The following is a 23561-nucleotide window of genomic DNA, read 5'->3' as shown; positions in this document are numbered from 1 at the left end:
CCGAAAACGGTTTCTATAATATTTAAAATAGGATCAAACCGGACAGAAAGTGGTCGATCAACAAGGTGTTTCAAACTTATTTTGCCGATGAATGTCGGGAGTCGTCCGCCTTTTCGTGGTGTTCAACTTCACTTGCCCCGTCGCGTTCCCGCGCCTGTTGCTTGCGTCGCAAAAGATTGGCGCGCAATTGTTGTGCCAGCCGCATTTGCCGACGTTGCTGCGCGATTGAATCTGCCATCCTTCAAACCTGTTGAATATTCAAAAAAACGGTTCCGGTCATAACACCATGTTTAAAAAATTGCCAGCCAAAGAATATTGCCTTGATTTTTCTTATAAGAAAAGTGAATGTCCGCTTGCCTATTTCTTTACAATGTGGCAGAACGCCGCCCGAAAACTATTTTTCTTAGCTGCGGTAGCTCAGTGGTAGAGCACTCCCTTGGTAAGGGAGAGGTCGAGAGTTCAATCCTCTCTCGCAGCACCAGAATTTCCTGCACTCCTTCAGGCCTGAATTCCTCTTCACCGGTATTTTTGTTCACCAGTATTGTTATTCAATTGTCGTCATTAGAGCGATATCGGCATGAACCGGAAAGAACCATGCCTGACAAAAGCCAAATCCTTTACATAGAACGACGATTTACCGGCTAAGATCACTTCAGTTTTCAAATGGCTTTTAAAAACCGTTCATGGTTCAAAACAAAGCGTGAAACATAAAAAATGTTACCGGTCAGGGACCGATGCATTTTGTTTTAAACAAAATTCACGCTTTTCTTCCAGAAATACATTTTACCTTTTGAACGGCCTATTGATAAAAACGCAATCAATTAAAATAATTTAACGGAAAGAGCATAAAACTTGCCTTTTTCCTGCCGTCAAATTGGTCTAGAAATGCCAATTCGTCTGATCAACCGGGTTTTGCCAGTATAGGTTCGTGCGGTTTTTATGTTGCATATGTCTTCCATTTCTTCCCACATGTCTTCAGTTTCCTACCTGACGATCGTTGTCTTCCTGACGTCGACGGCATCCGCTTTTCCAAGTGGCGCACAAAGAAACGAAACAATAGAACTGGCGCAACTTTATGACCCTGCCGATTTACCCCGTCACCATCAACAATTGCGCATTTATCAGGACCAATATGGAAGACGTATTTATGTTGATGAAAATGGACGGGTCGTAAGGGTAGAAGAACCGCAGAATTATCCGCAAGGTGTTACACCACCGCCTTATGGGACCAATAATCAGGGACCAATGGAAGGCGGTGCCCCTTATGATGATCGGGATGTTCCGGAAGCACCCGACGCGAAGCCCTATCATGACAACGGACAAGTTAATCCGCGTTCCTACAGAAAAAATCCTCCTCGCTATCAGGCTGGCGAAATGCCGTCCGAACATACGCCGGCAATCAACGTGCCGAAGGGACGTGAAACAGTTGCGGCCGTACAAATTCTGATGGACCGCCTCGGGTCCTCTCCGGGAGCAATTGATGGCCTGGCGGGAAGCAATTTCGACAAGGCGGCAGCAGCGGCCAGCGAAATCAGTGGTCGTTTTATCGACCCGAATGACAAACAACGCCTTGATTCGGCCCTGCAAGCAACCGGCGGTCCGGCTTTTACCCAATATACGATTACCGAAGCCGATATAAACCGGCAATATGTTTCTTCGATTCCTGCCGATTACGCGATGAAGGCACAAATGCCTGCCATGGCTTACACATCCGTAAGAGAAATGTTGGCCGAACGCTTCCATGTTGATGAGAGTTTTTTACAAGAGCTCAATCCGCAGGCGCATTTTTCCCATGCCGGAGAAACCATCAAGGTACCGAATCTGGAATTGCCGAAACGGCAAAGTGTAGACCGGATTGTCGCTGACAAGGCGCGCAAACAGGTACGCGGCTATAATGCTGAAGGTCGGCTTGTTGTGGCATATCCGGCAACAATCGGTTCGACCGATAATCCATCCCCATCAGGAACGGTACAGGTTGAACGCATCGCCTTCAACCCGAATTACACTTATAATCCGAAAGTCAATTTCAAGCAGGGAAGCAACAATGAAATTCTGACCATTCCACCGGGGCCAAACGGACCGGTTGGAACAGTCTGGATAGCGCTATCGAAGCCGACTTATGGCATTCATGGCACACCCGATCCCTCACGAATCGGAAAGACCTCCAGTCACGGTTGCATCCGTTTGACGAATTGGGATGCAGAAGAGCTGGCAAAACTGGTTAAACCCGGTGTTGTTGTGCACTTTACCGATTGATGCTTGAAGCATCAATCAAGGCTATCCATACGCAAAATAAAAAGTTGTTATTTGCGGCTGAATGGCCAAAAGTTGAAAAACCGCTTTTTGGCAAGTGCATCGCTGCTCGACTTGATATCTGTCAACACTTCATCATACCGGACGAGTGCTTTCTTATCATTATTATCGTGTGCTTGTTCTTTCAGTTCACCAATTAGCTTTGAAGCTTTTTCAAGCAGTGGACGGGCTTGTGTTGCCGGTAATTTTTGTGCCCGATCTTTCAACATCAAAGCGTAATTGATTTTTATATTTGCAAGCTTGCCATGTTTGCTTTCCATTAGAGGCGAGACAAGCAATTCCTCGTAAATTGCTTGTGATTTCTCAAAAGCATCAAGCACGCCGCCAAAAGATCCCAACCGCCACAAAATGAGCGCCTGATGGGAACGGGCCTCCAATTTCTCGTCATCGTTATTGGAAGCTCCGTCAGAGACAAGTTGAAAAGCCGTTTCAACAGCAATATTGGCAGATTTCAACAAATCAACCGGTATTTCGGAATCTTTCCGTCTGGCCATAGAATAGAGAACGTGAGACAGATTGCTATAAAGCCGGAAAAGATCACTTTTATCCTTTTCAAGGTCAAGCTTGGAAATTGCCAGACGGAAATCGAGTTCCGCCTGTTTTAACCAGATCAAACCCTGACGACTTTTTTCATCTTCACCAAGTCGGGCGCGTGCCAGCGCGCGCCACTGCAAAATCCGGTTGACGAGTTTGTCATTCTTTTGACCTTTGATCGTCTCGAGAACTTCATTATAAAACTTGACCGCTTCCCGCAGCAATTGCCCACGTTTTTCCGGCACTTCGACATTCGCCGCCGCCTGAAGGGCTGCTCCCAACTCGATAAAGAAGGAAAGCCAGTCAAGTGGACGGGCAAGTTTTATTTCTTTGCCGATTGCATTTCGCAAAGCGGAAATTGCTTCATATCTTTTTTCAAGTTCCACTGAAGGTGAAGCAGCCAGATTCGCTAATTGCGTTAGATCTTTTCCCAAATTGCCGTAAGCAATGGCAAGCCCTAAAGCTTCGTTCTGGTCTTTGATCAAAGCTATATTCGACCGATAGAGTGAAGCCGATTTTTCCAAAAGCACAATTGCATTCTCTCGATCTTTTTGCTGGGCAAGAAGTGAAAGCGCCAATGCCGTTTCACTTTGAAGCCGAAAGAGAGCCTGAGTTCCACTATCTTCGTTCAATGCGTCACTCGCTTTGTCAAAGGCTATCAGTGTTTTTTCCAAAAGGTCTACGTTTGCGGGGCTATTTATTGTTGCAAGCTGCATCAATGCCCGCCCCATTTCGAAATAAACATAGGAAAGGTCTTGCGGCGCATCGTCCCCGCTAAAAAATACCAGTGCTGTCTCGAATCGTTCGATTGCAAGTTCCAGATAGCCACGAACCTTTTCAGCGGGCTCAATCCGTGCCAATTCTGCTGCAACCAGCGCACTTGCAGAAACGGCGAGCGACCAATAATGGAAATTTTCTTTTTCCCGTAAAATAGCAATGGCTTCATCAAATGCTGCCATTGCCAATTTCAGTCTTTCTGCACGAGGTCTTGCCAAATCAATATCGGACAAAGCACGATAGACATGGCCTTTTTCCGTTAAAATGAGTGCCCGATCAAAGGCCCCTTTCTTCTTCGGCAAAGCTTTATAGACCTGGTCGAGTAAAGAGAGTCCGCGTTTCAACCGCAAAACAGCAATTTCGCCACCTTCACGCAAAGAATAGTTACGTAAACACCTCACATAGGAAACAACAATGCCTCCCCAACGGGTGAAATTGCTTTTGCGGGTAAAAACCTGTAAAGCTTTTTCAAAACCGGATGCAGCTTCGCTATAATGGGTTAATGCATCGTCTTCATTTTCTTCTGCATCGGCCAGTGCCAATAGCGCTTCGGAAAGCTCAATCTGGGCTTCAGCCCATGACGTATCGTTTTTGGCACGTTGTTTGAGTGACAATGCCAAATCTGCATCCTCAACCTTCTGGCGGAGTGTTTTTTTGCTATCACTATCCAAGGCCAAGTGAACGATTCCTTTTATTTAAAAACCCTTGTAGCATATGCATTGTTTATTAAACAGAAATACCCCTGTCACGAACGAGTAACAAATGAATAAATCACCCAATATTGTCATTTTAACCGGTGCCGGTATATCCGCAGAATCCGGCTTGGAAACCTTTCGTGGCAGCGATGGCACGTGGAACAAATATAAGGTCGAAGATGTCGCGACACCTGAAGCTTTTGCACGATCACCACGTCTCGTCAATGATTTCTATAACGAACGCCGCCGCGATGCGGCGAAAGCGCGCCCCAACAAAGCGCATCTGGCACTTGCAACACTCGAAAAGCATTTTCCCGATTCTTTCCTGCTTGTTACACAGAATGTAGACAATCTGCATGAAAAAGCAGGATCACGAAATGTTCTGCACATGCATGGCACCCTCAACCACGTTTTATGCCTTTCCTGTCATGAAAGAGCAGAATGGAAAGGGGATGTGACAGAAGAAAGTATCTGTCCCCATTGTCATGCCAAGGCAAAGCTAAGACCCGATATTGTCTGGTTCGGTGAAATTCCCTTTCATATGGAACAAATCGAAAAGGCATTGGCTGAAGCCTATATTTTTGCTGCAATCGGCACGTCAGGTGTCGTTTATCCGGCCGCCGGATTTGTAGTGCTTGCACAACAGGCGGGTGCCGAATGTTTCGAACTCAACCTTGCGGCCAACCCGAATTCCTATTCATTATTTGATGAAATCATTTCCGGACCGGCAACAAAAACAGTGCCGGATTTTGCAAATATGCTGCTCAAAAAATATGGAAAATGACAGGTCTTTTAAATTTTAAAGAAAACGTTATCGTTTCAATAAAAAAATATTTATGATTTTGCGATTGCATTCAGATGTGCGAGATCGCTTCTTCGCTATAAAATTACAATTACATTATTAAATTATAGAATATTCAAAATATTACATGAATTTTTCATGCTTGATTTTCCAAAATTGATATTCGATAATTTTTATTGCGAATGTACTAAAAATCATATTTGCAGCAATAAGGTTGGCAGCGATAAAGAAAGCCCTCATGAGCTTTCTTTATCTTTTAAAAAAATCTTTTTTTCGAAAAATTCAGTCTTCAGGCAAAATCAGAAGGTTTGTTACTGTTTCTGCCGGACGGCACAGTTGAACACCTTTGGCGCAAACAACAATCGGCCGGTTGATGAGTTCGGGATGATCGTGCATTTTTTTGGCAATCACATTATCCGGCAATGTTTCATCGTCCAGACCTTGCTTTTTATAAGCAGGCTCTTTTGTCCTTAAAAAATCGCGGATGGAAACATTGGCGCGGCTGGCGAGCCAAAGGAGCATTTCCGGTGTCGGCGGCGTCTTCAGATATTCAATAATATGGGGTTCATAACCCATGGCACGCACAAGACCGACTACATTGCGTGAGGTTGCACAACGCGGGTTATGATAAATAATGACATCGGTATTTTGCATGAATTGGCCCTTTGCTGATTTTAATATTTCACCAATAGCTTTAACATGGACTAAGGAGATTTGGTGAAGATATTCTTTTTCAATTTTTTAGGTGAAACCGGCTCGTGTTTTCATTTGCACCATTTGTGGCATCGAAAGTTATGTTTTCAACATGCTTTTTCATCAAAACCGGTCGGTTGGACGAAAATAATAGGAAAAAAATAAACCGGATATTCCGTAATTAACCTGAAAGTACAAAGAAATGCGGATCATCGGTGATTCCGTTTTAACAGATAGACAGGTAGCAAATAGACTGGATAGCTCGAAGCGAAAACATCTGTTTTCTTGGCCCAGATAAAATTATTAACAACCCGGTAGTTATAAATAAGAAATTTGTTTCGAGGAACTTTCCAAAAAACACCGCTAAAGAAGGAATAAAAGAAAATATAAAGGAGAAGGAAAGTTCAAATGGTGCGGGTGGTCGGAATCGAACCGACACTCCTTTTGGGAACCAGATTTTGAGTCTGGCGCGTCTACCAGTTCCACCACACCCGCATCGATGAAGTGAGGACACAAACCATGTGTCACGGATTTGTTGAGTTATATTAAGAACCGAGGTCTCGTCAACTGCCTTACACACAATTATCTTAAAAAATTTGTTCAAGCTACTGGATTAACGCTTTAACCCCCATTAGAGGTAGCGTCATTGACAAGGAATGAAAAATGCTCAAAAAGCTTGGAGACTGGACATTATCTCTAGCAGGACGCCGCTCGGCCGAATACTGGCTGGCATTTATCGCTTTTGTAGAAAGTTCTGTCTTCCTCATTCCGGCTGACGTCCTTTTTATCCCGATGTCGCTTATCAATAAAGAAAAGACCTACCGTTATGCGTTTATCGCTTCGCTCTTTTCAGTCCTTGGCGGAATAGCCGGTTGGCTGATCGGCCATTTTGCCTATGAAGCTATAGCAAAACCGGTTCTTGAATTTTACGGAAAATTCGAGACTTTCGAAGCATTGCGCAGCAATACCAGCATGGAAATTATTCTGCTGTTGCTCATTACTTCGGGAATATCACACCTTCCACCAATCAAGGTCGTTACAATTCTCGCAGGTGTCGTGGGCATGAATATATGGATTTTTATCCTGTCCGCAATTATCGCTCGCAGTGCACGGTTCTATGCCCTCGCCTGGTTGATAAGCCGTTATGGTGCGGCGGTGCTCGAATATCTCTTGCCGAGATTAAAATGGGTTATCGCCATTGCTTGCACTATCCTGATAATTGCCTATATTTTCTATAAAATACTGGTCTAGGGGGATTTTGTGTGATTACTTTTGCTTCACCCATTCATCTATCCGGAAAACTTCAAACTATCCTGTCGTGTTTGATGCTAATCTTTATGGTGATCGCTATCGGAACCGCACTCGGCTTCGAACATATTGGCGGCTTTATGCCGTGCAAATTATGCCTCGAAGAACGCATCCCCTATTATACCGGCATTCCTTTGATGATTGTAACATTTGCCCTGTCTTTAAAGGGGAAGCCCGGCCTTCTCATCCGTGCGCTGTTTCTAATCACCGCGCTTCTGATGCTTTATAATTTCGGGTTATCTGTCTATCACGCCGGTGCAGAATATAAATTCTGGCCAGGACCGACCGACTGCTCGGCTGCCGCTACTGCAATTACTACTGATGCAAATGATCTGCTTGCCAATTTGAACAGCAAACGCCCTCCTTCATGCGATAAAGCATTAGGATATTTTCTCGGGCTTTCCTTTGCCGGATGGAATGGTGTTGCAAGTCTCTTTCTGACTATTTTGGGATTTGCCGGCGCATTTTGTGCTTTCAGGAAAAGTGGTGAACGTTAAATCGATAAGGTTACGTTTCGCCCCTAGTCCCAATGGATATCTGCATCTGGGGCACGCCTATTCTGCACTTGTCAACCGGCAGATTGCCCGAAGACTGAATGGCGAACTCGTTTTGCGCATGGAAAACATTGATATAACCCGTTGCAAAACAGAATTTGAAGATGCAATTGTTGAAGACCTTTCATGGCTGGGATTTGATTTTCAAACGCCCTTCCGCCGACAATCGGAACATTTTTCAGATTATCAGAAAGCACTGGATAAACTTGAACAACTTGGCCTTGTCTATCCCGCATTTTTAACGCGGGGAGAAGTAAAAGAAAAAATTGTTACGGCCGAACGACAGGGAAAGAATTGGCCGCGTGCCCCTGATGGCACTCCACTTTATCCGACTGATGAACGTTCGCTTTCAAAAATAAAAGCACGCGAGATGATTGCCGCTGGTATGCCTTTTTCCTGGCGGCTCAATATGGACCTTGCAATCGATTTTGCAGGCGGTCATCTTTTTTGGTACGAATTTCATGGCAATCAAACAAAGAAGATTATAGCCCGTCCGGAACTTTGGGGCGACGTTATCATCGCGCGCAAAGACATCCCCACAAGTTATCATTTATCGGTGGTTGTTGATGATGCTCTTCAGAAGATCACCCATGTCGTAAGAGGAGCCGATCTTTTTCAAGCAACTTCGGTTCATCGGTTGTTGCAGATGATTCTCGGCTATAAACCGCCGCTTTATTATCATCACCCGCTCGTTCTTGGTGATGACGGGCACAAATTATCAAAATCCAACAAGGATACAAGTTTGCACTCATTACGCGAACAGGGGTTTACGCCTAAAGATATCATTTCTCTGTTGCCAGAATTTTAGTCGTTGCAATGCCTCCCCCTCTTCCCACGCTTTTAAAAAGCGATTAGGGTTTGAAATCATAATATTCGTTGGATTTTAAAAATGATTACCATAAGACCGGCAGAAGAACGTGATCTTGAAACCATCAAAGATATTTATAACGATGCGGTAAAGAATACCCTTGCTATCTGGAATGAGAAAACTGTCGATCTTGATAACCGTCGAGAATGGCTGAAAACAAGAAATGCCGCAGGATATCCTGTTCTCGTTGCAGAAGATAATGGCAAAACAGTTGGCTATGCGAGCTATGGCCCGTTCAGACCATTCGAAGGATATCGTTATTCTGCTGAAATATCCATTTATATTGAAAAAACCGAACGTGGCAAAGGTATTGGAAAAAAACTGCTTGGCGCTTTGATTACCCATGCTGAACAAAACCATATCCATGTGCTTGTTGCCGGCATTGAAGCGGGAAACAAGGCATCCATTGCCATCCATAAAGCCTTCGGTTTTACAATCACTGGACATATGCCCGAGGTCGGCAGAAAAGCCGGACAATGGCTAAATCTCGTGTTGATGCAGAGAATTTTATAAAAACGTTATTCGGTCAAGTTGTAAGTGTTGTAGATATAAAAGTTCGTCGCCGGTTCGAACAGATTTTTTGTTCCGTGTATTCATTCCACCGCTCCTGGCCTTGAAAACCACTTTTGTTTTCCACACTCTAGACAGTTACCAGATAATATTCACCTCGTTCCTGCACTTAACAAAAAATGGTTTTTGTACCTATTCTTTCGCATATTCTTGGAATATGGCGGCAATTATTTGCCTGCATATATGGCTGCATCTGCGTGCCTGACGGGCTTATAGAATAATCCGGAATAGTTTTTTTGAAATTTAGAAGGTGACTTTTCCTGTCATTTTTGTAACAACCGGATGCAAGGGGAATTCCAGCCAAAAGAGGCTAGAAAAGATAAGGGTAACAAAACTTATCAAAACGAATGATTGGCAGAAAATGAGGAGGCTATCCGGATTAATTATCACAGTACCAAGATAGAAACGCGCAACGTTTTCGCTCCACTCTTTCAAAATCGCCTGTCATCACAAACAATATGGATCGGTGATTTTGAAAATCTAAACCAATTCACGTTCAAGTGCATGATATATTTTTGCAATTGAATTTTCCTACAACTTTATTAATTTAGAATAATTCTAAATTATAGGTCTCCCATGTTTTCAAAACTTTTTGCATCATCCTATCGGAAGCCGTTTTCTTCGCTTAGCGAAAAGGAAATTCTTGCCCTTGCCATTTCTTCAGAGGAAGACGACGAGCGCATCTATCTCAACTATGCCGACGGTTTGCGTGACGAGTTTCCAGCAACGGCCAAGATTTTCGAAAAAATGGCCGATGAGGAACATAGCCACCGCGATAGGCTTATAAAGATTTTTGAAAAACGCTTTGGCAAAATGATTCCGCTTATCCGGCGTGAACATGTCAGCGGCTTTTATGATCGTAAACCGGATTGGTTGGTTCGCCCGCTCGGAATCGATAAAGTGCGTGATTCGGTTGCGCAAATGGAAGACCAGTCGGCGCGCTTTTATGAACAGGCTGCAGACCATGCCAAGGATGCAGAAATCCGCAAACTCTTAGGCGATCTTGCTCTTGAAGAAAAGCACCATGAAGATGTGGCAATCGAGCTTGAAAAAAAATACACGCCGAAATCTGTCGCAGATCAGGAACGGGCGAAAGAACGTAAGCAAACACTTCTCACATGGATCCAGCCTGGTCTTGCCGGCTTGATGGATGGCTCTGTTTCAACTCTTGCACCAATTTTTGCGGCTGCTTTTGCTACCGGTGACACAAGACAGACTTTTCTCGTCGGTTTATCGGCTTCACTCGGCGCCGGTATATCAATGGGCTTTACAGAAGCTGCCCATGATGACGGAAAACTATCCGGCCGCGGCTCGCCCATCAAACGCGGCATTGCCAATGGTGTTATGACGTCTCTGGGTGGCCTCGGCCACGCGCTGCCGTTTCTTATTCCCGATTTTCATATTGCGATTGCCATTGCATTTGCGGTTGTGTTCTTTGAATTATGGGCGATTGCATGGATCCAGAACAAGTTCATGGAAACACCGTTCTGGCGTGCGGCATTGCAGGTGGTGGTTGGTGGGGCATTGGTTTTTGCTACCGGTATTCTTATTGGTAGTGCCTGAAAAAGATCGGCTCCAAGGGAACTTGTAACTTTCGGCCATCCTCTTTAAAAAGATTTTAAATAATTATTTCGTTTTGAAGGCTCTTCATGTCGCATAAAGATTGCCCTGTAACACTTGCTATCCATCGGCTCCCTCATTCTGAAGGGCTGAAATTGCCTGCCTATGAAACTGCTGGCTCGGCCGGAATGGATTTGAGGGCGGCATTGGAAGAGGGAATAGAAATTGTTCTTTCTCCCGGTGAACGTGCGCTCGTTCCTACCGGTTTGATATTCGAATTGCCGGAAGGTTACGAAGCGCAAATTCGCCCGCGTTCCGGTCTTGCTTTCAAAAATGGGATTACCTGCTTGAATACACCCGGCACAATCGACAGCGATTATCGCGGAGAAATAAAAGTTTTACTCATCAACCTCGGGCAAGAACCATTCAAAATTACCCGCGGTATGCGGATCGCGCAAACTGTCATTTCTCCGGCACCTCAAATTGCCATCGTGGAAACCACAACCCTTTCCGAAACAATTCGTGGCACAAAAGGGTTCGGTTCGACCGGACACAACTAGAGAACCGAAATCCATCAAGATTTTTAAGATAATAATTGTGAAGAAAGGTGCAATCGGCTGATTCGCTTTAGCTCATGAGCTCCTTTTAATCACACTTTTGCCATTACCGATATTGCGTTTGCATCATCAACGGATAAACAACGCAGAAAAATAAAACCGCAATGTTTTTCCAAACATTGCGGTTAAATTTATTGAAGCTTTAAAATAAAGCTTAGCGGTCTTTAATACGGTTTGCGCGCAAAAGCGCAATATACCATTTGCGATGGTGAGCCCATGCAAAGCCGCCTGAAATTTTGCCCTTAATCATTGCTCCGATCGAACCGGCAACCCAATAGCCTGCATAAACATGGAAAATCCATACAGCGATAATGCATGCGGCAACCAGTGAATGGGTGAGCAGTGCATAACGCTGCCACTCAATAGGAACAAAAGGTGCAAAATAAGCCTGCCAAACCATAAAGCCGCTCACAATCAATATGATGAGCCCTATAGACATCGACCAGAAAATACATTTTTGACCAAAATTATATTTTCCGATCATAGGCAGTCTTTCTTCATCGCCTTCAAGAACATCCTTGATATCGACAATCCATTTCAAATCGGAATTTTCCCAGATATTGAGGCGCCAGAAGCGGAAGAAAAGTCCGGCAAAACTGATAACCATGACAACACCGATATAAGGATGAATGGTACGCACCACCTGCCCGCCTCCAATGAGATTTGCAAGCGGGAAAAGCGGTGGCCAATACATCATCAGACCGGTAAACGCCAAAAGAATCATCGAAATGGCACCAATCCAGTGGTTGATACGTGCGCCTTTTGTATAGCGGTCGACAATAACCGGGTCACCTTTATGGACATAATCGTATTTTTCATAAAGCTTATGCGTCATGGTCGATATCCTTCAAGGTTTTCTCGGCACGTTCTTCATCGTGCTTGGTTACTCTTGTACGTCCGATAAAGATACCATGTGCAGCTGCTCCGAGGATAGCAGCAGCAATAGCACCAAGTCCGAAATATTTGGAAATGCCCTTCCACGTTTTGACAATCGGTGAAATATGCGGGTCTTCCGGCAGGTTTGCATAAATGCTCGGCTGATCGGCATGGTGAAGAACATACATGACGTGCGTTCCACCAACGCCTTGCGGGTCATAAAGGCCGGCATTCTTGTAACCGCGGTTTTTCAGATCGGCAATGCGTTCCTTGGCGTGCTCTTTAAGCTCGGCCTTTGTTCCGAACATAATCGCTTCGGTCGGGCAGGTTTTTGCACAAGCAGGTTTTTGCCCGACAGCAACACGGTCAGAGCACAAAGTGCATTTATAGGCTCTGTGGGTAACTTGCGAAACCCGAGGAATATTGAACGGACAGCCTTTTATGCAATAACCGCAACCGATGCATTTATCATGGATAAAATCCACAATACCGTTTGAATATTGCACAATCGCACCGGGTGACGGGCAAGCAGCAAGACATCCCGGCTCCGAACAATGCATGCAGCCATCCTTGCGGATAAGCCATTCAAGTGTATCGGTCTCGGGATTAACCCATTCCGTAAACCGCATGATTGTGAACGCATCCGGAGAAAGATCCCGCGGATTATCATAAACACCGACATTGTCACCAATTTCAGGGTTCAATTCGTTCCATTCCGAACAGGCCGATTGGCAAGCTTTACAACCGATGCAGCGTGAAACATCTATGAGCTTGGCGATTTCTTCCAATTTGCGCTTCGGCTTCGGCGCTGGCGAGGCAGAAATCCGGATGTAGTCATCCGGACCAATCTGCGGTTCGATTTTGTCCTGGGTTGGAGGATTGATATTAATCATTGTTCCGCCTTTCCATTCTCATCGACCGGTGCCTTCGATTTTTCCATATTCACCAGAAATGCCTTGAATTCAGGCGTCTGGGAATTGGCATCACCAACAAATGGTGTAAGCGAGTTAGGCCCGAAACCTTTCTTCGCCTCACCGATAAAGCCCCAATGCAGTGGAATACCAATGACATGGACAGGCTTTCCATCGCAAATGATCGGACGGATACGTTTGGTAACCAGCGCTTTGGCAAAAACCTGCCCGCGTTTGTTCCAGACTCTGACCCAATCACCTTTTACAACGCCTTTTTCAGCAGCCAGTTCTTCCGAAATCTCGACAAAGAATTGCGGCTGCAAAGCAGCGTTGATCCGGTTGTTCTTCGTCCAATAGTGGAAGTGCTCGGTCAAGCGATAAGAGGTTGCAGCATAAGGGAATTCATCACTTGTTCCCAATTGTGCAAGATCTTCATCAAAGATACGAGCAGCCGGATTACCGCGAACATTCGGAGCAATCGGGTTGACGATCGGCGATTCGAACGGTTCGTAGTGAACCGGGAACGGTCCATCACGAAGTCCGGCAAGTGTAAAGAGCCGGCCAGTGCCTTCCGCATTCATGATAAACGGACCAACAGCGTGCGGATCGGATGCCGGCGGAATATCCGGAACATCAAATCCCGTCCATTTCTCGCCATTCCATTCGATAACTTTACGCTCCGGATCCCAAGCCTTACCGTCAAAATCGGCAGATGCACGATTATAAAGAATACGACGGTTTGCAGGCCATGCGAATGTCCACTTCGGATAAAGTCCGGCACCATCATAGTCGGTGTTATCACGCCGTGCCATCATGTTTCCGTCTTCAGTAAAGCTACCTGAATAAATCCAGCAGCCCGAAGCGGTACTTCCGTCGGCCTTCAACGAAGCAAAGCCTGGAACCTGTTTGCCCTTTTCAAGGATTTTCTTGGTCGGGTCTTTCGGATCATAAAGATCTTCAACAGCATAACCGTTCATTTCCTTGGCGAGTTCTGCCGGCTGAGGTTCGCTTGCATCCTTATATGGCCAATGAAGATTGACGATAGGATCGGGGAACACACCACCTTCTTTTTCATAAAGCTTCTTCAGCCTTAACCAAAGTTGCGCCATGATCCATGTGTCGTGCTTTGCGTCACCCGGCGGATTTTGCCCTGCCCAGTGCCACTGCAACCAGCGACCCGAATTGACAACAGCTCCTTCATCTTCTGCAAAGCAGCTTGTCGGCAATTGGAAAACTTCCGTTTTGATTTCGGATGTATTGACATCATTGAAATCACCGTGGTTTTCCCAGAACCGTGCAGTCTCTGTTTCCAACGGATCCATCACGACAAGGAATTTCAACTTGCTCAAGCCACGCTCGACCTTTTTACGGTTCGGGAAAGCAAGAACAGGATTGAACCCTTGGCAGAAATAGCCGTTCATCTGGTTATGATCCATCATGTCGACAGCTTTAAGAATATCGTAATTGGCGATATCAAGCTTCGGCAGATAATCATAGGCGAAGTCGTTTTCTTTTGTTGCGGCTTTGCCCCACATTGCCTTCATGAACGAGATGAAGAACTTGTCATAATTCTGCCAGTAGCTGACCTGATTCGGCCGCGTAGGCGTGAACTTGCGTTTCGAGAGATAGGTCTTGAGATCTGTCTCGTTTTCCATCGGAATATTCATGTAGCCCGGAATGAGGTTGGACATCAGTCCGACATCTGTAAGGCCTTGAATATTGGAGTGGCCACGCAGTGCATTCACACCGCCACCACGAACACCGATATCACCAAGAATAAGCTGCAACATGCACATTGTGCGAATGTTCTGCGCACCCTTGGAGTGTTGCGTCCAACCGAGAGCGTACATGGATGTCATCGCCTTTGTCGGGCTTGAACATTCTGCAATCATCTCGCAGATTTTGAGGAACTTATCCTTTGGAGTGCCGCAAATTCTTTCAACCATTTCAGGCGTGTAAACCGAAACATGTTTTTTAAGAAGCTGCCAGACACAACGCGGATGCGTCAAAGTCTCGTCATTCTTGGCATAACCGTTCTCGTCCATTTCATAGGACCAGGTCGAACGGTCATAATCACGTTTGGCTTCATCATATCCGGTAAACAGACCATCTTTGAAACCGAAACCTTCATTGACGATCAAGCCGGCATTGGTGAAATGTTTGACATATTCATACTGAACTTTGTCATGCGTTATGCAGTAGTTGATGACACCAGACAAAAAGGCAATATCGGTTCCCTGACGGATCGGTGCATAAAAATCGGCAACCGAAGCCGAACGGGTAAAGCGCGGATCAACGACGATCAGCTTTGCACCGCGATGCTCTTTTGCATAAGTAACCCACTTGAAGCCACAAGGATGTGCTTCGGCAGCATTACCACCCATGATAATGACGAGATCCGTTGACCGGATATCCGTCCATGGATTTGTCATCGCGCCACGACCAAATGTTGGGCCCAGACTGGACACCGTGGGGCCGTGTCAAACGCGTGCTTGGTTATCGAATGCCAGCATACCGCATGAACGTACGACCTTGTAAGTCGCAAATGCGGTTTCGTTTGTTGCTGCAGAGGCTGCAAGAAATCCTGTTGTCAACCAGCGATTGACTGTCTGGCCTTTTTCGTTTTTCTGGACAAAATTGGCATCGCGGTCATCTTTCATGTAGCGGGCAATTTTATCAAGTGCCTCGTCCCATGTGATTTCTTCAAAGTGATCGGAACCGGGGCGACGAACCTTCGGTTTCGTCAAACGGTTTTTTGAATGGATTGTATCAAGAAGGGCTGCACCTTTCGGGCACAGAGTACCATGATTGGTCGGGTGATCAACATCCCCTTCAACGTGGATAACTTTCGCAGTGCCGTCTTTCATTGATCCTTTCGAATAAAGGATAATGCCACAAGCAACCGAACAATAAGTACAGGTCTGTCGGGTCTGGGTTGTTGAAGCTAACCTGAAAGGTTTTATAGCCGAAACAACTGTTGCTTCAGCCTCACTAAAACCGAGCGCACCCAATGCTGTTGCGCCGACACCCGCACCAGCACCCTTTAAAAAGGCGCGACGCGAAATCTCTATATTCATACGGGCATTCCTCTTGTATTTTTGATCGTCCCACACGCTGTTTATTTTAGATCAACAATCGTTCCATAGCAACCAATCAAGCTTCAAACAAGTCTGCTTGATGCCCTGTTGTTACAAAAGCGGATTCTATTGATCGGGGAAGATCATTCGCAGCTTTTTCATATGGATCCTGAAAGAGGATAATGCAATTGCTTTCCCGATGGCGTTGACGTTTTTGTGAACACAGGCGAATGATCGTGATAAAAATGAGCTACATTGCACGCATGTTTGACAAATGCTAATATTGTCAAACTGTTGGATATCTTTGATACCCACACAAAATTGAATATTTAAAAAGGAAACTTCGATGACACCCTTCCGTTTGACAAGTCTTGCTCACGGTGGGGGTTGCGGTTGTAAACTGGCACCCTCCGTTTTGCAGAAAATGCTGAAAAACCAGCCGGAGTATGGACCATTTGAACATCTATTGGTAGGAACCGAAACAAGTGACGACGCTGCTATTTATGAGCTTGACGACGGCACTTGTGTTATTGCTACCACAGACTTTTTCATGCCGATGGTGGATGATCCCGTCACATTTGGCCAAATTGCTGCGACCAATGCTATTTCCGACGTTTATGCTATGGGCGGAAAGCCTATCATGTCGCTCGCAATCCTTGGCATGCCGGTTGATAAAATCGATCCGGCAATTGTCGGTGAAATTTTAAAAGGCGGGCGACAAAAAGCAGCCGAAGCCGGAATAGCTGTAGCCGGTGGCCATTCGATCGACAATCCCGAACCCGTCTATGGTTTGGCGGTTATCGGTATTTGCAAAAAAAGCGAGATCAAACTGAATGCCCGCGCCCATGAGGGCGACAAACTGGTACTCATGAAAGGTATCGGCGTCGGCGTTTATTCGCATGCATTCAAAACCGGAAAACTTTCTGACAAAGCCTATCAGGAAATGATTGCGTCAATGACGCTTCTTAATAAAATCGGCACAGAACTCGGAAAGAATCCGGATGTTCACGCGTTAACCGATGTAACCGGCTTCGGAATTTTGGGGCATAGCCTTGAAATGGCACAAGGCTCCAATGTCGAGATTGCCATAAATTATTCGAAAATTCCCTTCCTCACCGAGGCTGAAGCCCTTGCCAAAGACGGTTGCTTTACCGGTGCTTCACGTCGCAATTGGGATAGCTATGGCGAACACATTGTATTGCCGGAAAATTATCCTGATTATAAACGCTTTCTGTTGACCGATCCGCAAACGTCCGGTGGCCTTCTTGTGTCAATCTCGCCGGAGAAAGCACAGTCGGTCGTCGCCTATGCCAAAAGCCAGGGCTATCCGCTTTCCACCATTATCGGCGAAGTGCGCAATGGCACTCCAAAGGTTGTTATCGAAGAGTGATTCGAGTGGTTTTTCACAAACGGGCGGGTTGGCAATTGTCAATTCCCGCCCGAATGATCGTTAATTCGATGATATGAACAAATTTCACAAACGAATTTCCCTTTTCATTTGAATAAGATGATGATTTTTTAAAAAAATACTTGGCAATTCGGTTGAAGAACGCTAATTTGCCGAATATCAAATAAATCGTCGTGGAACATAGCTGTTGGAGTCGTTTCCATAGGCTTTTTGAGATTTTCAAAAAATTGATTTGAGCTTGATGGCTTGTCAACAAGCATAATCAAAACGGATATTGGCGCGAACGCCATAATATTCTTGTCTGAAAATCAACTGAATAAAATTAGATAAAACATATTCTTAAAGAGATCATTATGAGGCCACAACAAAATAGGCGCATCCGTGGACGCAACAATAATAATAATCGTCGCGGTCCAAATCCTCTTTCACGCAATTATGAAAGCAACGGACCGGATGTAAAAATTCGTGGTAATGCACAACATATAGCAGATAAATATACCGCTCTGGCACGGGATGCTCAGGCTGCCGGCGACAGAGTTATGGCAGAAAATTACCTTCAACACGCCGAACACTATGTTCGCATTATTCTGGCGGCCCAAGCACAAATGCCTCAGCCGATCCAGCGTGAAGAACTGATTGATGACGATGAAGAGGATGAGAACTCCCCGGTTGTGTCTTTGGAATTGAATGAGGAACATGAAGCTGCGGGAAGTGGCCCGCAACCGGAAATTCAGGGGGTCCCTGCCGAAGTCGCTCTTTCAGAAGATACAGGGGAAGTCGGGAAAGTCGTTGAACTCAAGAAAACCCGTCGTGCACCGCGTCGTCGCAGTGCTCCGGTAAATCGTTCTGATGATGCTGGCGAAAACGAAGCCGCAGAGGAAGCAAAAGAAAAGGCGAAAGCCCCTGAAGCATCGGTTGAAAAGACGGTTGAAGCCGAAGAGGTTGTTGAAAAGAAGCCGCGTCGCAGACGCACTACAAAGCCGAAAGTGGAAAAGGCTGAAGAGGAAGCCTGAGCCACTCTATTATATTCATCAAATCAGACGGGCTATTTGCCCGTCTTTTTTGTTTTTTCGTGCTCTTTGCTTATTGCATGCCTTTTTGGTCGTGCCTTAACCTTCTCTACTTTCCTGTTACTGGCAAACCGGTTTTCCTGTTCGAGTTTCGAGAATTTTGCAGACGCACACTCCGCCGATTTCAAATACTCTATTGATGGATGCTGCTTTGCAGATGACGAACTTGGCCGAACACGTTTCTAACGTTCGTTGTTTTTCTTCTTTTCCGAAGCTCAATAGCTTATGCCTTTCCTGACGCTTGATGTGTCACGGCAATAAAAACAATCCGGAAACAGTAATGATAAGCAATGTGCTTCAACTGAACGTCATTCAATTGAAAATAATTGGCGGAAGAGCATGGGAGTCGAACCCATAAAAGACCGTCTCACGGCCCCTTACGGCTTTGAAGGCCGCATCCATCACCGGATGAAAAGCCCTTCCGATTGTCTTATGCTGCTTTTAGGCAAAAACTGCAAGTCTAACTATCGGCAAACAGGTCAAGCCGATGCGGATTTAACCGCCTGATATCGCCTTTTCTGATTGTCACACCGTGGCGGTCAAAAAATTCCAGCAGAAAAATGGAAACCTTGCGGCCATTATTCAGCCGGTCACGCAAATCGGCCGCGACGAATTCGTGCTTTTCCTTTTTTTCGGCAATATCCCGCATAATCATAATAATTTCAGCCAGCACTTCGCGCGGGAAGAAATAATCTTGCGCCACTTCATAAACACGCCCCATCCGTGCGCAAGACTTCAGGATTTGCCGCATATGATTTTCGTCAATTCCAAGTTCTTGCGCAAAATCGCGCGTGCGCGGCGGGCGGAAACGTTCCTCACCTTTTAAAACTTTATAGACACGTTGCCAGATTGCTTCATCTTCAGGGGATAGTTTGGCTTCATGACCGGCAAGACCAACCCAGGCGCCGCGAATTTTCAACCGGCCTTTATCAATTTCGTTTTGTAACAGATCACGAAAATAAGGGGCACGGATTTCGCGGGCAACGTCACGACGCAATTTTTCAAGACCAACGCCGAAGAGATCAGGCTCGTTTTTATGAAATTCGACAAGATAATCGACAATTGCTTTTTGCAGGCGCTGTTCCTGCTGTTGTTCCATAACAAACCGTTCTTGACCATGTTCAAGAACGACAAAATGACCGCTCGAAAGAAGTTTGCCCGCCTCAACTTCAGACAGGTTACGCGCGCGGCAAAAATAAAGCCAGTCAATGCCATAGGGCGGCAATGCCAGAATTGCCGATAATGCCTGAAGGTTATCTTCCTTTTCCATAGCGGCAAGAAATTTGAACCGCTCCGGCGCGCGGCGGTGCCGTTCGGGTGCTAGTGGATCAAGAATAATACCACCACCAATTGTGCGGCTTGCCGATGTATCCCGAATAACAAAGCGGTCGCCAGTTGCCGCAATCACAGCTTTATCGGAAATAATCTGCACGTAAGCGGTTTCACCGGCCTTCATTGTGTCTTGCGACAAAAATACAAGGCGGGCATTGGTTTCTAAAGAACCATGGTGCAAGTGAACAGGAAACCATTGTTTCAAAGGCTTTGGTTCGGATGGAAGAATCGTTAGACGAACATCGAACCTTTGACTCCGCTTATCAAGAAACGGGTCAATGACCATCATTCCCCGTTTGACTGTATCCTTGTTGATAGCGTCGCCCACAATATTGAGTGCTGCCCTGTCGCCCGTTCTTGCTTTATTAGAAACCTCATCCTGTACATGGATCGAACGTAACCGTGCTGTCAGATGATCAGGTGCAATGACCATAAGATCATTGGTGGATGCTTCGCCAGAAAGCACAGTTCCCGTCACCACGGTGCCGGCGCCGGAAAGCACAAAACACCGGTCAATCGCATGGCGAAACCGCCCACAGGAAACACGTTTTTTCAAATGCGAAGCGGCGTTTTCTATCTCTTCCCGAAGGGCCGGTATGCCCTCGCCGGTCAATGACGACACAGGAAATATCGGTGCATTTTCCAGAAACGAACCTTTGAGAAATTCGTGTAATTCCGCTTTCAATGCTTCAACACGCTCTTTATCAACAAGGTCGATGCGGGTAATGACAACAACCCCGTGTTTTAACCCCATAAGCTTCAATATTTCGAAATGTTCACGCGTTTGGGGCATAATGCCGTCATCGGCCGCGACGACCAGCATGACATAATCAATGCTACCGGCACCTGTCAGCATAGTATGAATGAGTTTTTCGTGCCCCGGAACATCAACAAAACCGATCCGTTCGCCGTTTTTCAATGTCTGATAGGCAAAACCCAATTCAATAGTGATACCACGTTGTTTTTCCTGTGGCAGACGATCTGTATCAATGCCCGTCAGTGCTCTGACGAGAGCTGTTTTTCCATGGTCAATATGACCGGCTGTACCAATAATCATGATAGTTTTTCGAGATTGTTAACAAAACCGTTTGTATCATCAAGACAACGCAAATCAAAAACCAGCCGGTTGGCATGCATGCGTCCGATAACGGGCTTTGGCAATTGGCGCAAACGATAGGCCAATTCTGTCAACGAAACTGCCGGATCAACCGGGCTTATTGATATGCCATAGCTTGGCAAAGTTTCCATTGGCATAGCGCCCGAGCCGACCTGACTGTTACAGGAACAAATTTCCACGCGATAAGCAGGTTGAAAAAAATCGCTAATTTTGGCGCATAAATCGGCTGCCTGATGGGCAATATCACTTTGGCTTCGCGAAAGATAACGCAAGGTCGGAATTGTTGTGTTGCGTTTTTCTTCGTTCCGATAGGCGCGCAAAACCGCTTCCAGAGCGGCGAGGCGTACCTTGTCGACACGCAGCGAACGTTTCATGGGGTTTTTATTCACCAGCGCAATCAATTCCTGCTTGCCGATAATAAAACCGGCCTGAACACCGCCCAATAATTTGTCGCCGGAAAAAGTGACAATATCCGCACCGGCTTTAATAACGTCCTGAACGGTCGGCTCATAGGGAAGACCGAAAGCAACGAGATTGACGAGCGTTCCCGAACCAAGATCTTCCATGAAAGGTACATGATTCGTTGCAGCCAATGCCGCAAGCTCTTTTGTGGTAACTGACGAAGAAAATCCTTCGATACGATAGTTCGATGTGTGCACTTTCAATAAAAGCGCGGTTTCCTCATTGATTGCTTTTTCATAATCGGCAAGGTGTGTGCGATTGGTTGTTCCCACTTCGATCAACTTGCAACCGGCACTTTCCATAATGTCCGGCATACGGAAAGCACCGCCAATTTCGATGAGTTCGCCACGCGAAATAATGCTTTCACCCTGTTTACCAGCAAGCGTATTCAACACCAGAAGAACAGCGGCCGCATTATTGTTGACGAGGGTTGCATCTTCCGCACCGGTAAGCTCACAAATCAATTCGCGCAAATGGTCGTCACGTTCTCCCCTCTCGCCACTTTCAAGATCATATTCCAGCGAAACGGCGTTGCGCATAGCATTAACAGCATTCTGGATTGCAACTTCCGGCAATTGCGCACGTCCGAAATTGGTATGCAATATCGTGCCGGTGAGGTTGAACACGGCACGCATGGTCGACTGGGCATCCACCTCCAGCCGTTCAAGCGCCATCATTGCAAGCACAGCACTCGTTCGCGGCGTGCGTCCTGCTTTAATGAGAATTCGCTCGTCGGCAAGGGTTGCCCTGATGGCATCAACCGTTGCACTATGACCGAATTTGGCTTCCGCTTCTTTTGCCGCTTGTTCGGCAAGAATTGCGTTGACCGGAGGTAGAAGGGAAAAATCCGCGACCATCAATAACCCGCCAGAAATGGATTGAATGCACCTCTTTTAAACGTTCCGTCCTCTTTCATCAAAAGATCAAGTGCCAGTGAGCCTATATCATCGGCAAATACATCGAAATGGCTGTCTTTTTGATGATTCATCTGTTTGCAATAGCGTTTGCAGGTATCACATGTCTCGGCAAGAATCGTTCCCGGCCCCTCATCAATCTCGCGGAAACTGATTCCCTTGGTTTCTTCACAAAACGTGCATTTGATGCGTACATAGCGCCACATGGATCCGCAATAAAGGCATGAACAGAACCTGATGCCTTCCGATGATGGCCAACCGACAATCATTGAAGCCGAATGGGTACCACCGCAACAGGGGCAAAGATTGCCTTCTATAGGCTGTAATTTTTTAGGATCGAGTTTTGCGGCAGCCAATGTCAATGCAATCTGCAAAGCACCGGTCACATAGATATGCTGGGCGAGGTTTTCCTGCGGCAATTTATGCGCAATAATGTCGGACGCCCAGTTTTCCCATTTTGTTTCGTTGGCTCGTGTATCCTCAAGGGCAACAAGACTTGAACCTTTCAGCTTTCTTTTGCCAAGAACCTTGAAAAAACTATTGGCAATCTCTCCAAAAACAGGGGCCGATATAATTGCCTGCCGGTCAATCGGCGGCATTGTGAATTTTTGCGCCTGATCCTGATCGGCTGTCGGAATATCACTTGCAGCAAATTCGTTACAGACAAATTGCTGTGCTCCGGTAAATTCTGTCATGAAATCGATATAATCTTTAACCGGACTTGTAGGAGCAAGCTCTTCAAAACGTTTGCTCCGTTCCTCGAATAACGTATTGATATCGGGAAGCCGGACGAAAGGAGGCGTGCGCATATGGCCAACTTCGGTCATATCTCCTTCGAATTTTTTATTGCGCGGCATATTTGATTGAACTCCATTTTCTAATCTGTTCAATTTTATAACCGGAAAATGGGTCTTGTCCAACGGGCTCGCTATAAAAGTCGCGATCAACTCTTTATAAAATTATAAAAGTCGCAATACACGGCCTTCAAAAATTGAACCAGGAATTAAATTCAGCCGCCTTTCACCAAAAAGCTTCTGCTGTAAAGCGGGTATACAATTTCGATAACTCGAAAATAAAACGCACTTGAAGCCAATCCAAGCTTC

Annotated in this window: 19 protein-coding genes and 3 tRNA genes; 11 read left to right on the top strand and 11 right to left on the bottom strand. The window is 45.9% G+C overall.

The genetic code is table 11. From position 1 onward, the window contains the following. Positions 1-76: 76 nt before the first annotated feature. A complete protein-coding gene (locus PEB0122_RS11790) occupies positions 77-238 on the bottom strand; it encodes a hypothetical protein (RefSeq protein WP_178391761.1) in 162 nt (53 codons plus the stop codon). Between the two features lie 168 nt (positions 239-406). Here PEB0122_RS11790 and PEB0122_RS03320 point away from each other — a divergent pair. Together PEB0122_RS03320 and PEB0122_RS03315 are read left to right on the top strand one after the other, a co-directional pair. After that, a tRNA-Thr gene (locus PEB0122_RS03320) sits at positions 407-481 on the top strand. A 458-nt stretch (positions 482-939) separates the two neighbouring features. Continuing rightward, positions 940-2256: a L,D-transpeptidase gene (locus tag PEB0122_RS03315; protein ID WP_075915467.1), complete on the top strand. Its 1317-nt coding sequence runs from the start codon at positions 940-942 to the stop codon at positions 2254-2256. Between the two features lie 47 nt (positions 2257-2303). On the opposite strand, the gene PEB0122_RS03310 is transcribed toward PEB0122_RS03315, so the two are convergent. Next, positions 2304-4301 (bottom strand): hypothetical protein, encoded by a 1998-nt coding sequence (locus PEB0122_RS03310; RefSeq protein WP_075915466.1) that lies wholly within the window; start codon positions 4299-4301, stop codon positions 2304-2306. 85 nt (positions 4302-4386) lie between these two features. On the opposite strand from PEB0122_RS03310, the gene PEB0122_RS03305 reads away from it, so the two are divergent. Continuing rightward, positions 4387-5103, top strand: a complete 717-nt coding sequence (locus PEB0122_RS03305) for an NAD-dependent deacylase (RefSeq protein WP_075915465.1) — start codon at positions 4387-4389, stop codon at positions 5101-5103. 300 nt (positions 5104-5403) lie between these two features. On the opposite strand, the gene arsC is transcribed toward PEB0122_RS03305, so the two are convergent. Both arsC and PEB0122_RS03295 read right to left on the bottom strand, forming a co-directional pair. After that, positions 5404-5775, bottom strand: a complete 372-nt coding sequence (gene arsC / locus PEB0122_RS03300) for an arsenate reductase (glutaredoxin) (RefSeq protein WP_075869282.1) — start codon at positions 5773-5775, stop codon at positions 5404-5406. A gap of 448 nt (positions 5776-6223) precedes the next feature. Continuing rightward, positions 6224-6309: transfer RNA gene (locus PEB0122_RS03295), tRNA-Leu, on the bottom strand. Positions 6310-6477: 168 nt separating this feature from the next. Here PEB0122_RS03295 and PEB0122_RS03290 point away from each other — a divergent pair. The 6 genes from PEB0122_RS03290 to dut all read left to right on the top strand — a co-directional run bounded on the left by PEB0122_RS03290 (position 6478) and on the right by dut (position 11234). Next, positions 6478-7065 carry a YqaA family protein gene (locus tag PEB0122_RS03290; protein WP_075915464.1) on the top strand — a complete coding sequence of 196 codons (588 nt, stop codon included), beginning with the start codon at positions 6478-6480 and terminating at the stop codon, positions 7063-7065. A 74-nt stretch (positions 7066-7139) separates the two neighbouring features. Beyond that, on the top strand, positions 7140-7619 hold the full coding sequence (locus PEB0122_RS03285; protein WP_083650178.1) for a disulfide bond formation protein B: 480 nt from the start codon (positions 7140-7142) through the stop codon (positions 7617-7619). Then, on the top strand, positions 7606-8484 hold the full coding sequence (gene gluQRS / locus PEB0122_RS03280) for a tRNA glutamyl-Q(34) synthetase GluQRS (RefSeq protein WP_404801496.1): 879 nt from the start codon (positions 7606-7608) through the stop codon (positions 8482-8484). Before PEB0122_RS03285 ends, gluQRS begins: the two co-directional genes overlap by 14 nt. A gap of 81 nt (positions 8485-8565) precedes the next feature. Further along, the gene (locus PEB0122_RS03275) at positions 8566-9057 is read left to right on the top strand and encodes a GNAT family N-acetyltransferase (RefSeq protein ID WP_075915462.1); all 492 of its coding nucleotides are present in this window, start codon (positions 8566-8568) and stop codon (positions 9055-9057) included. Positions 9058-9690: 633 nt separating this feature from the next. Beyond that, positions 9691-10677, top strand: a complete 987-nt coding sequence (gene mbfA, locus PEB0122_RS03270) for an iron exporter MbfA (RefSeq protein ID WP_075869286.1) — start codon at positions 9691-9693, stop codon at positions 10675-10677. 86 nt (positions 10678-10763) lie between these two features. After that, complete coding sequence (dut, locus tag PEB0122_RS03265; RefSeq protein ID WP_075915461.1) at positions 10764-11234, top strand: dUTP diphosphatase; 471 nt, start codon at positions 10764-10766, stop codon at positions 11232-11234. 211 nt (positions 11235-11445) lie between these two features. Here dut and PEB0122_RS03260 read toward each other — a convergent pair whose 3' ends face one another. Genes PEB0122_RS03260 through fdnG form a run of 3 tightly spaced genes read right to left on the bottom strand, consistent with a single transcriptional unit; the run spans position 11446 to position 16155 of the window. Further along, positions 11446-12126 (bottom strand): formate dehydrogenase subunit gamma, encoded by a 681-nt coding sequence (locus PEB0122_RS03260; RefSeq protein ID WP_075915460.1) that lies wholly within the window; start codon positions 12124-12126, stop codon positions 11446-11448. Then, positions 12116-13060, bottom strand: coding sequence for a formate dehydrogenase subunit beta (fdxH, locus tag PEB0122_RS03255; RefSeq protein ID WP_075869289.1), 945 nt, complete (start codon positions 13058-13060; stop codon positions 12116-12118). Before fdxH ends, PEB0122_RS03260 begins: the two co-directional genes overlap by 11 nt. After that, positions 13057-16155 carry a formate dehydrogenase-N subunit alpha gene (gene fdnG, locus PEB0122_RS03250; protein WP_083639780.1) on the bottom strand — a complete coding sequence of 1033 codons (3099 nt, stop codon included), beginning with the start codon at positions 16153-16155 and terminating at the stop codon, positions 13057-13059. Before fdnG ends, fdxH begins: the two co-directional genes overlap by 4 nt. A gap of 346 nt (positions 16156-16501) precedes the next feature. On the opposite strand from fdnG, the gene selD reads away from it, so the two are divergent. Both selD and PEB0122_RS03230 read left to right on the top strand, forming a co-directional pair. After that, positions 16502-17545 (top strand): selenide, water dikinase SelD, encoded by a 1044-nt coding sequence (selD, locus tag PEB0122_RS03240; RefSeq protein WP_075915458.1) that lies wholly within the window; start codon positions 16502-16504, stop codon positions 17543-17545. A 371-nt stretch (positions 17546-17916) separates the two neighbouring features. Then, positions 17917-18576 carry a DUF4167 domain-containing protein gene (locus PEB0122_RS03230; RefSeq protein WP_083650177.1) on the top strand — a complete coding sequence of 220 codons (660 nt, stop codon included), beginning with the start codon at positions 17917-17919 and terminating at the stop codon, positions 18574-18576. 384 nt (positions 18577-18960) lie between these two features. On the opposite strand, the gene PEB0122_RS11700 is transcribed toward PEB0122_RS03230, so the two are convergent. The 4 genes from PEB0122_RS11700 to fdhE all read right to left on the bottom strand — a co-directional run bounded on the left by PEB0122_RS11700 (position 18961) and on the right by fdhE (position 23315). Next, a tRNA-Sec gene (locus PEB0122_RS11700) sits at positions 18961-19056 on the bottom strand. 37 nt (positions 19057-19093) lie between these two features. After that, the gene (selB, locus tag PEB0122_RS03225) at positions 19094-21022 is read right to left on the bottom strand and encodes a selenocysteine-specific translation elongation factor (protein WP_083650176.1); all 1929 of its coding nucleotides are present in this window, start codon (positions 21020-21022) and stop codon (positions 19094-19096) included. Next, the gene (selA, locus tag PEB0122_RS03220; protein ID WP_075915456.1) at positions 21019-22401 is read right to left on the bottom strand and encodes an L-seryl-tRNA(Sec) selenium transferase; all 1383 of its coding nucleotides are present in this window, start codon (positions 22399-22401) and stop codon (positions 21019-21021) included. Before selA ends, selB begins: the two co-directional genes overlap by 4 nt. Then, on the bottom strand, positions 22401-23315 hold the full coding sequence (gene fdhE, locus PEB0122_RS03215) for a formate dehydrogenase accessory protein FdhE (protein WP_075913902.1): 915 nt from the start codon (positions 23313-23315) through the stop codon (positions 22401-22403). The genes selA and fdhE overlap by 1 nt, the downstream gene beginning before the upstream one ends. Between the last annotated feature and the right edge of the window lie 246 nt (positions 23316-23561).

Origin of the sequence: Ditibartonella apis (assembly GCF_001952075.1) — a bacterium.
Classification (GTDB): Bacteria; Pseudomonadota; Alphaproteobacteria; order Rhizobiales; family Rhizobiaceae; genus Bartonella; species Bartonella apis.
Note: the sequence above shows the minus strand (reverse complement) of the source record. Positions and strands in the feature narration are given on the sequence as shown.

Coding starts and splice junctions, on each gene's coding strand:
- PEB0122_RS11790 (WP_178391761.1), bottom strand. CDS start 238: ATGGCAGATTCAATCGCGCAGCAACGTCGGCAAATGCGGCTGGCACAA.
- PEB0122_RS03315 (WP_075915467.1), top strand. CDS start 940: ATGTTGCATATGTCTTCCATTTCTTCCCACATGTCTTCAGTTTCCTAC.
- PEB0122_RS03305 (WP_075915465.1), top strand. CDS start 4,387: ATGAATAAATCACCCAATATTGTCATTTTAACCGGTGCCGGTATATCC.
- arsC (WP_075869282.1), bottom strand. CDS start 5,775: ATGCAAAATACCGATGTCATTATTTATCATAACCCGCGTTGTGCAACC.
- PEB0122_RS03290 (WP_075915464.1), top strand. CDS start 6,478: ATGCTCAAAAAGCTTGGAGACTGGACATTATCTCTAGCAGGACGCCGC.
- PEB0122_RS03285 (WP_083650178.1), top strand. CDS start 7,140: ATGCTAATCTTTATGGTGATCGCTATCGGAACCGCACTCGGCTTCGAA.
- PEB0122_RS03275 (WP_075915462.1), top strand. CDS start 8,566: ATGATTACCATAAGACCGGCAGAAGAACGTGATCTTGAAACCATCAAA.
- mbfA (WP_075869286.1), top strand. CDS start 9,691: ATGTTTTCAAAACTTTTTGCATCATCCTATCGGAAGCCGTTTTCTTCG.
- dut (WP_075915461.1), top strand. CDS start 10,764: ATGTCGCATAAAGATTGCCCTGTAACACTTGCTATCCATCGGCTCCCT.
- PEB0122_RS03260 (WP_075915460.1), bottom strand. CDS start 12,126: ATGACGCATAAGCTTTATGAAAAATACGATTATGTCCATAAAGGTGAC.
- fdxH (WP_075869289.1), bottom strand. CDS start 13,060: ATGATTAATATCAATCCTCCAACCCAGGACAAAATCGAACCGCAGATT.
- selD (WP_075915458.1), top strand. CDS start 16,502: ATGACACCCTTCCGTTTGACAAGTCTTGCTCACGGTGGGGGTTGCGGT.
- PEB0122_RS03230 (WP_083650177.1), top strand. CDS start 17,917: ATGAGGCCACAACAAAATAGGCGCATCCGTGGACGCAACAATAATAAT.
- selB (WP_083650176.1), bottom strand. CDS start 21,022: ATGATTATTGGTACAGCCGGTCATATTGACCATGGAAAAACAGCTCTC.
- selA (WP_075915456.1), bottom strand. CDS start 22,401: ATGGTCGCGGATTTTTCCCTTCTACCTCCGGTCAACGCAATTCTTGCC.
- fdhE (WP_075913902.1), bottom strand. CDS start 23,315: ATGCCGCGCAATAAAAAATTCGAAGGAGATATGACCGAAGTTGGCCAT.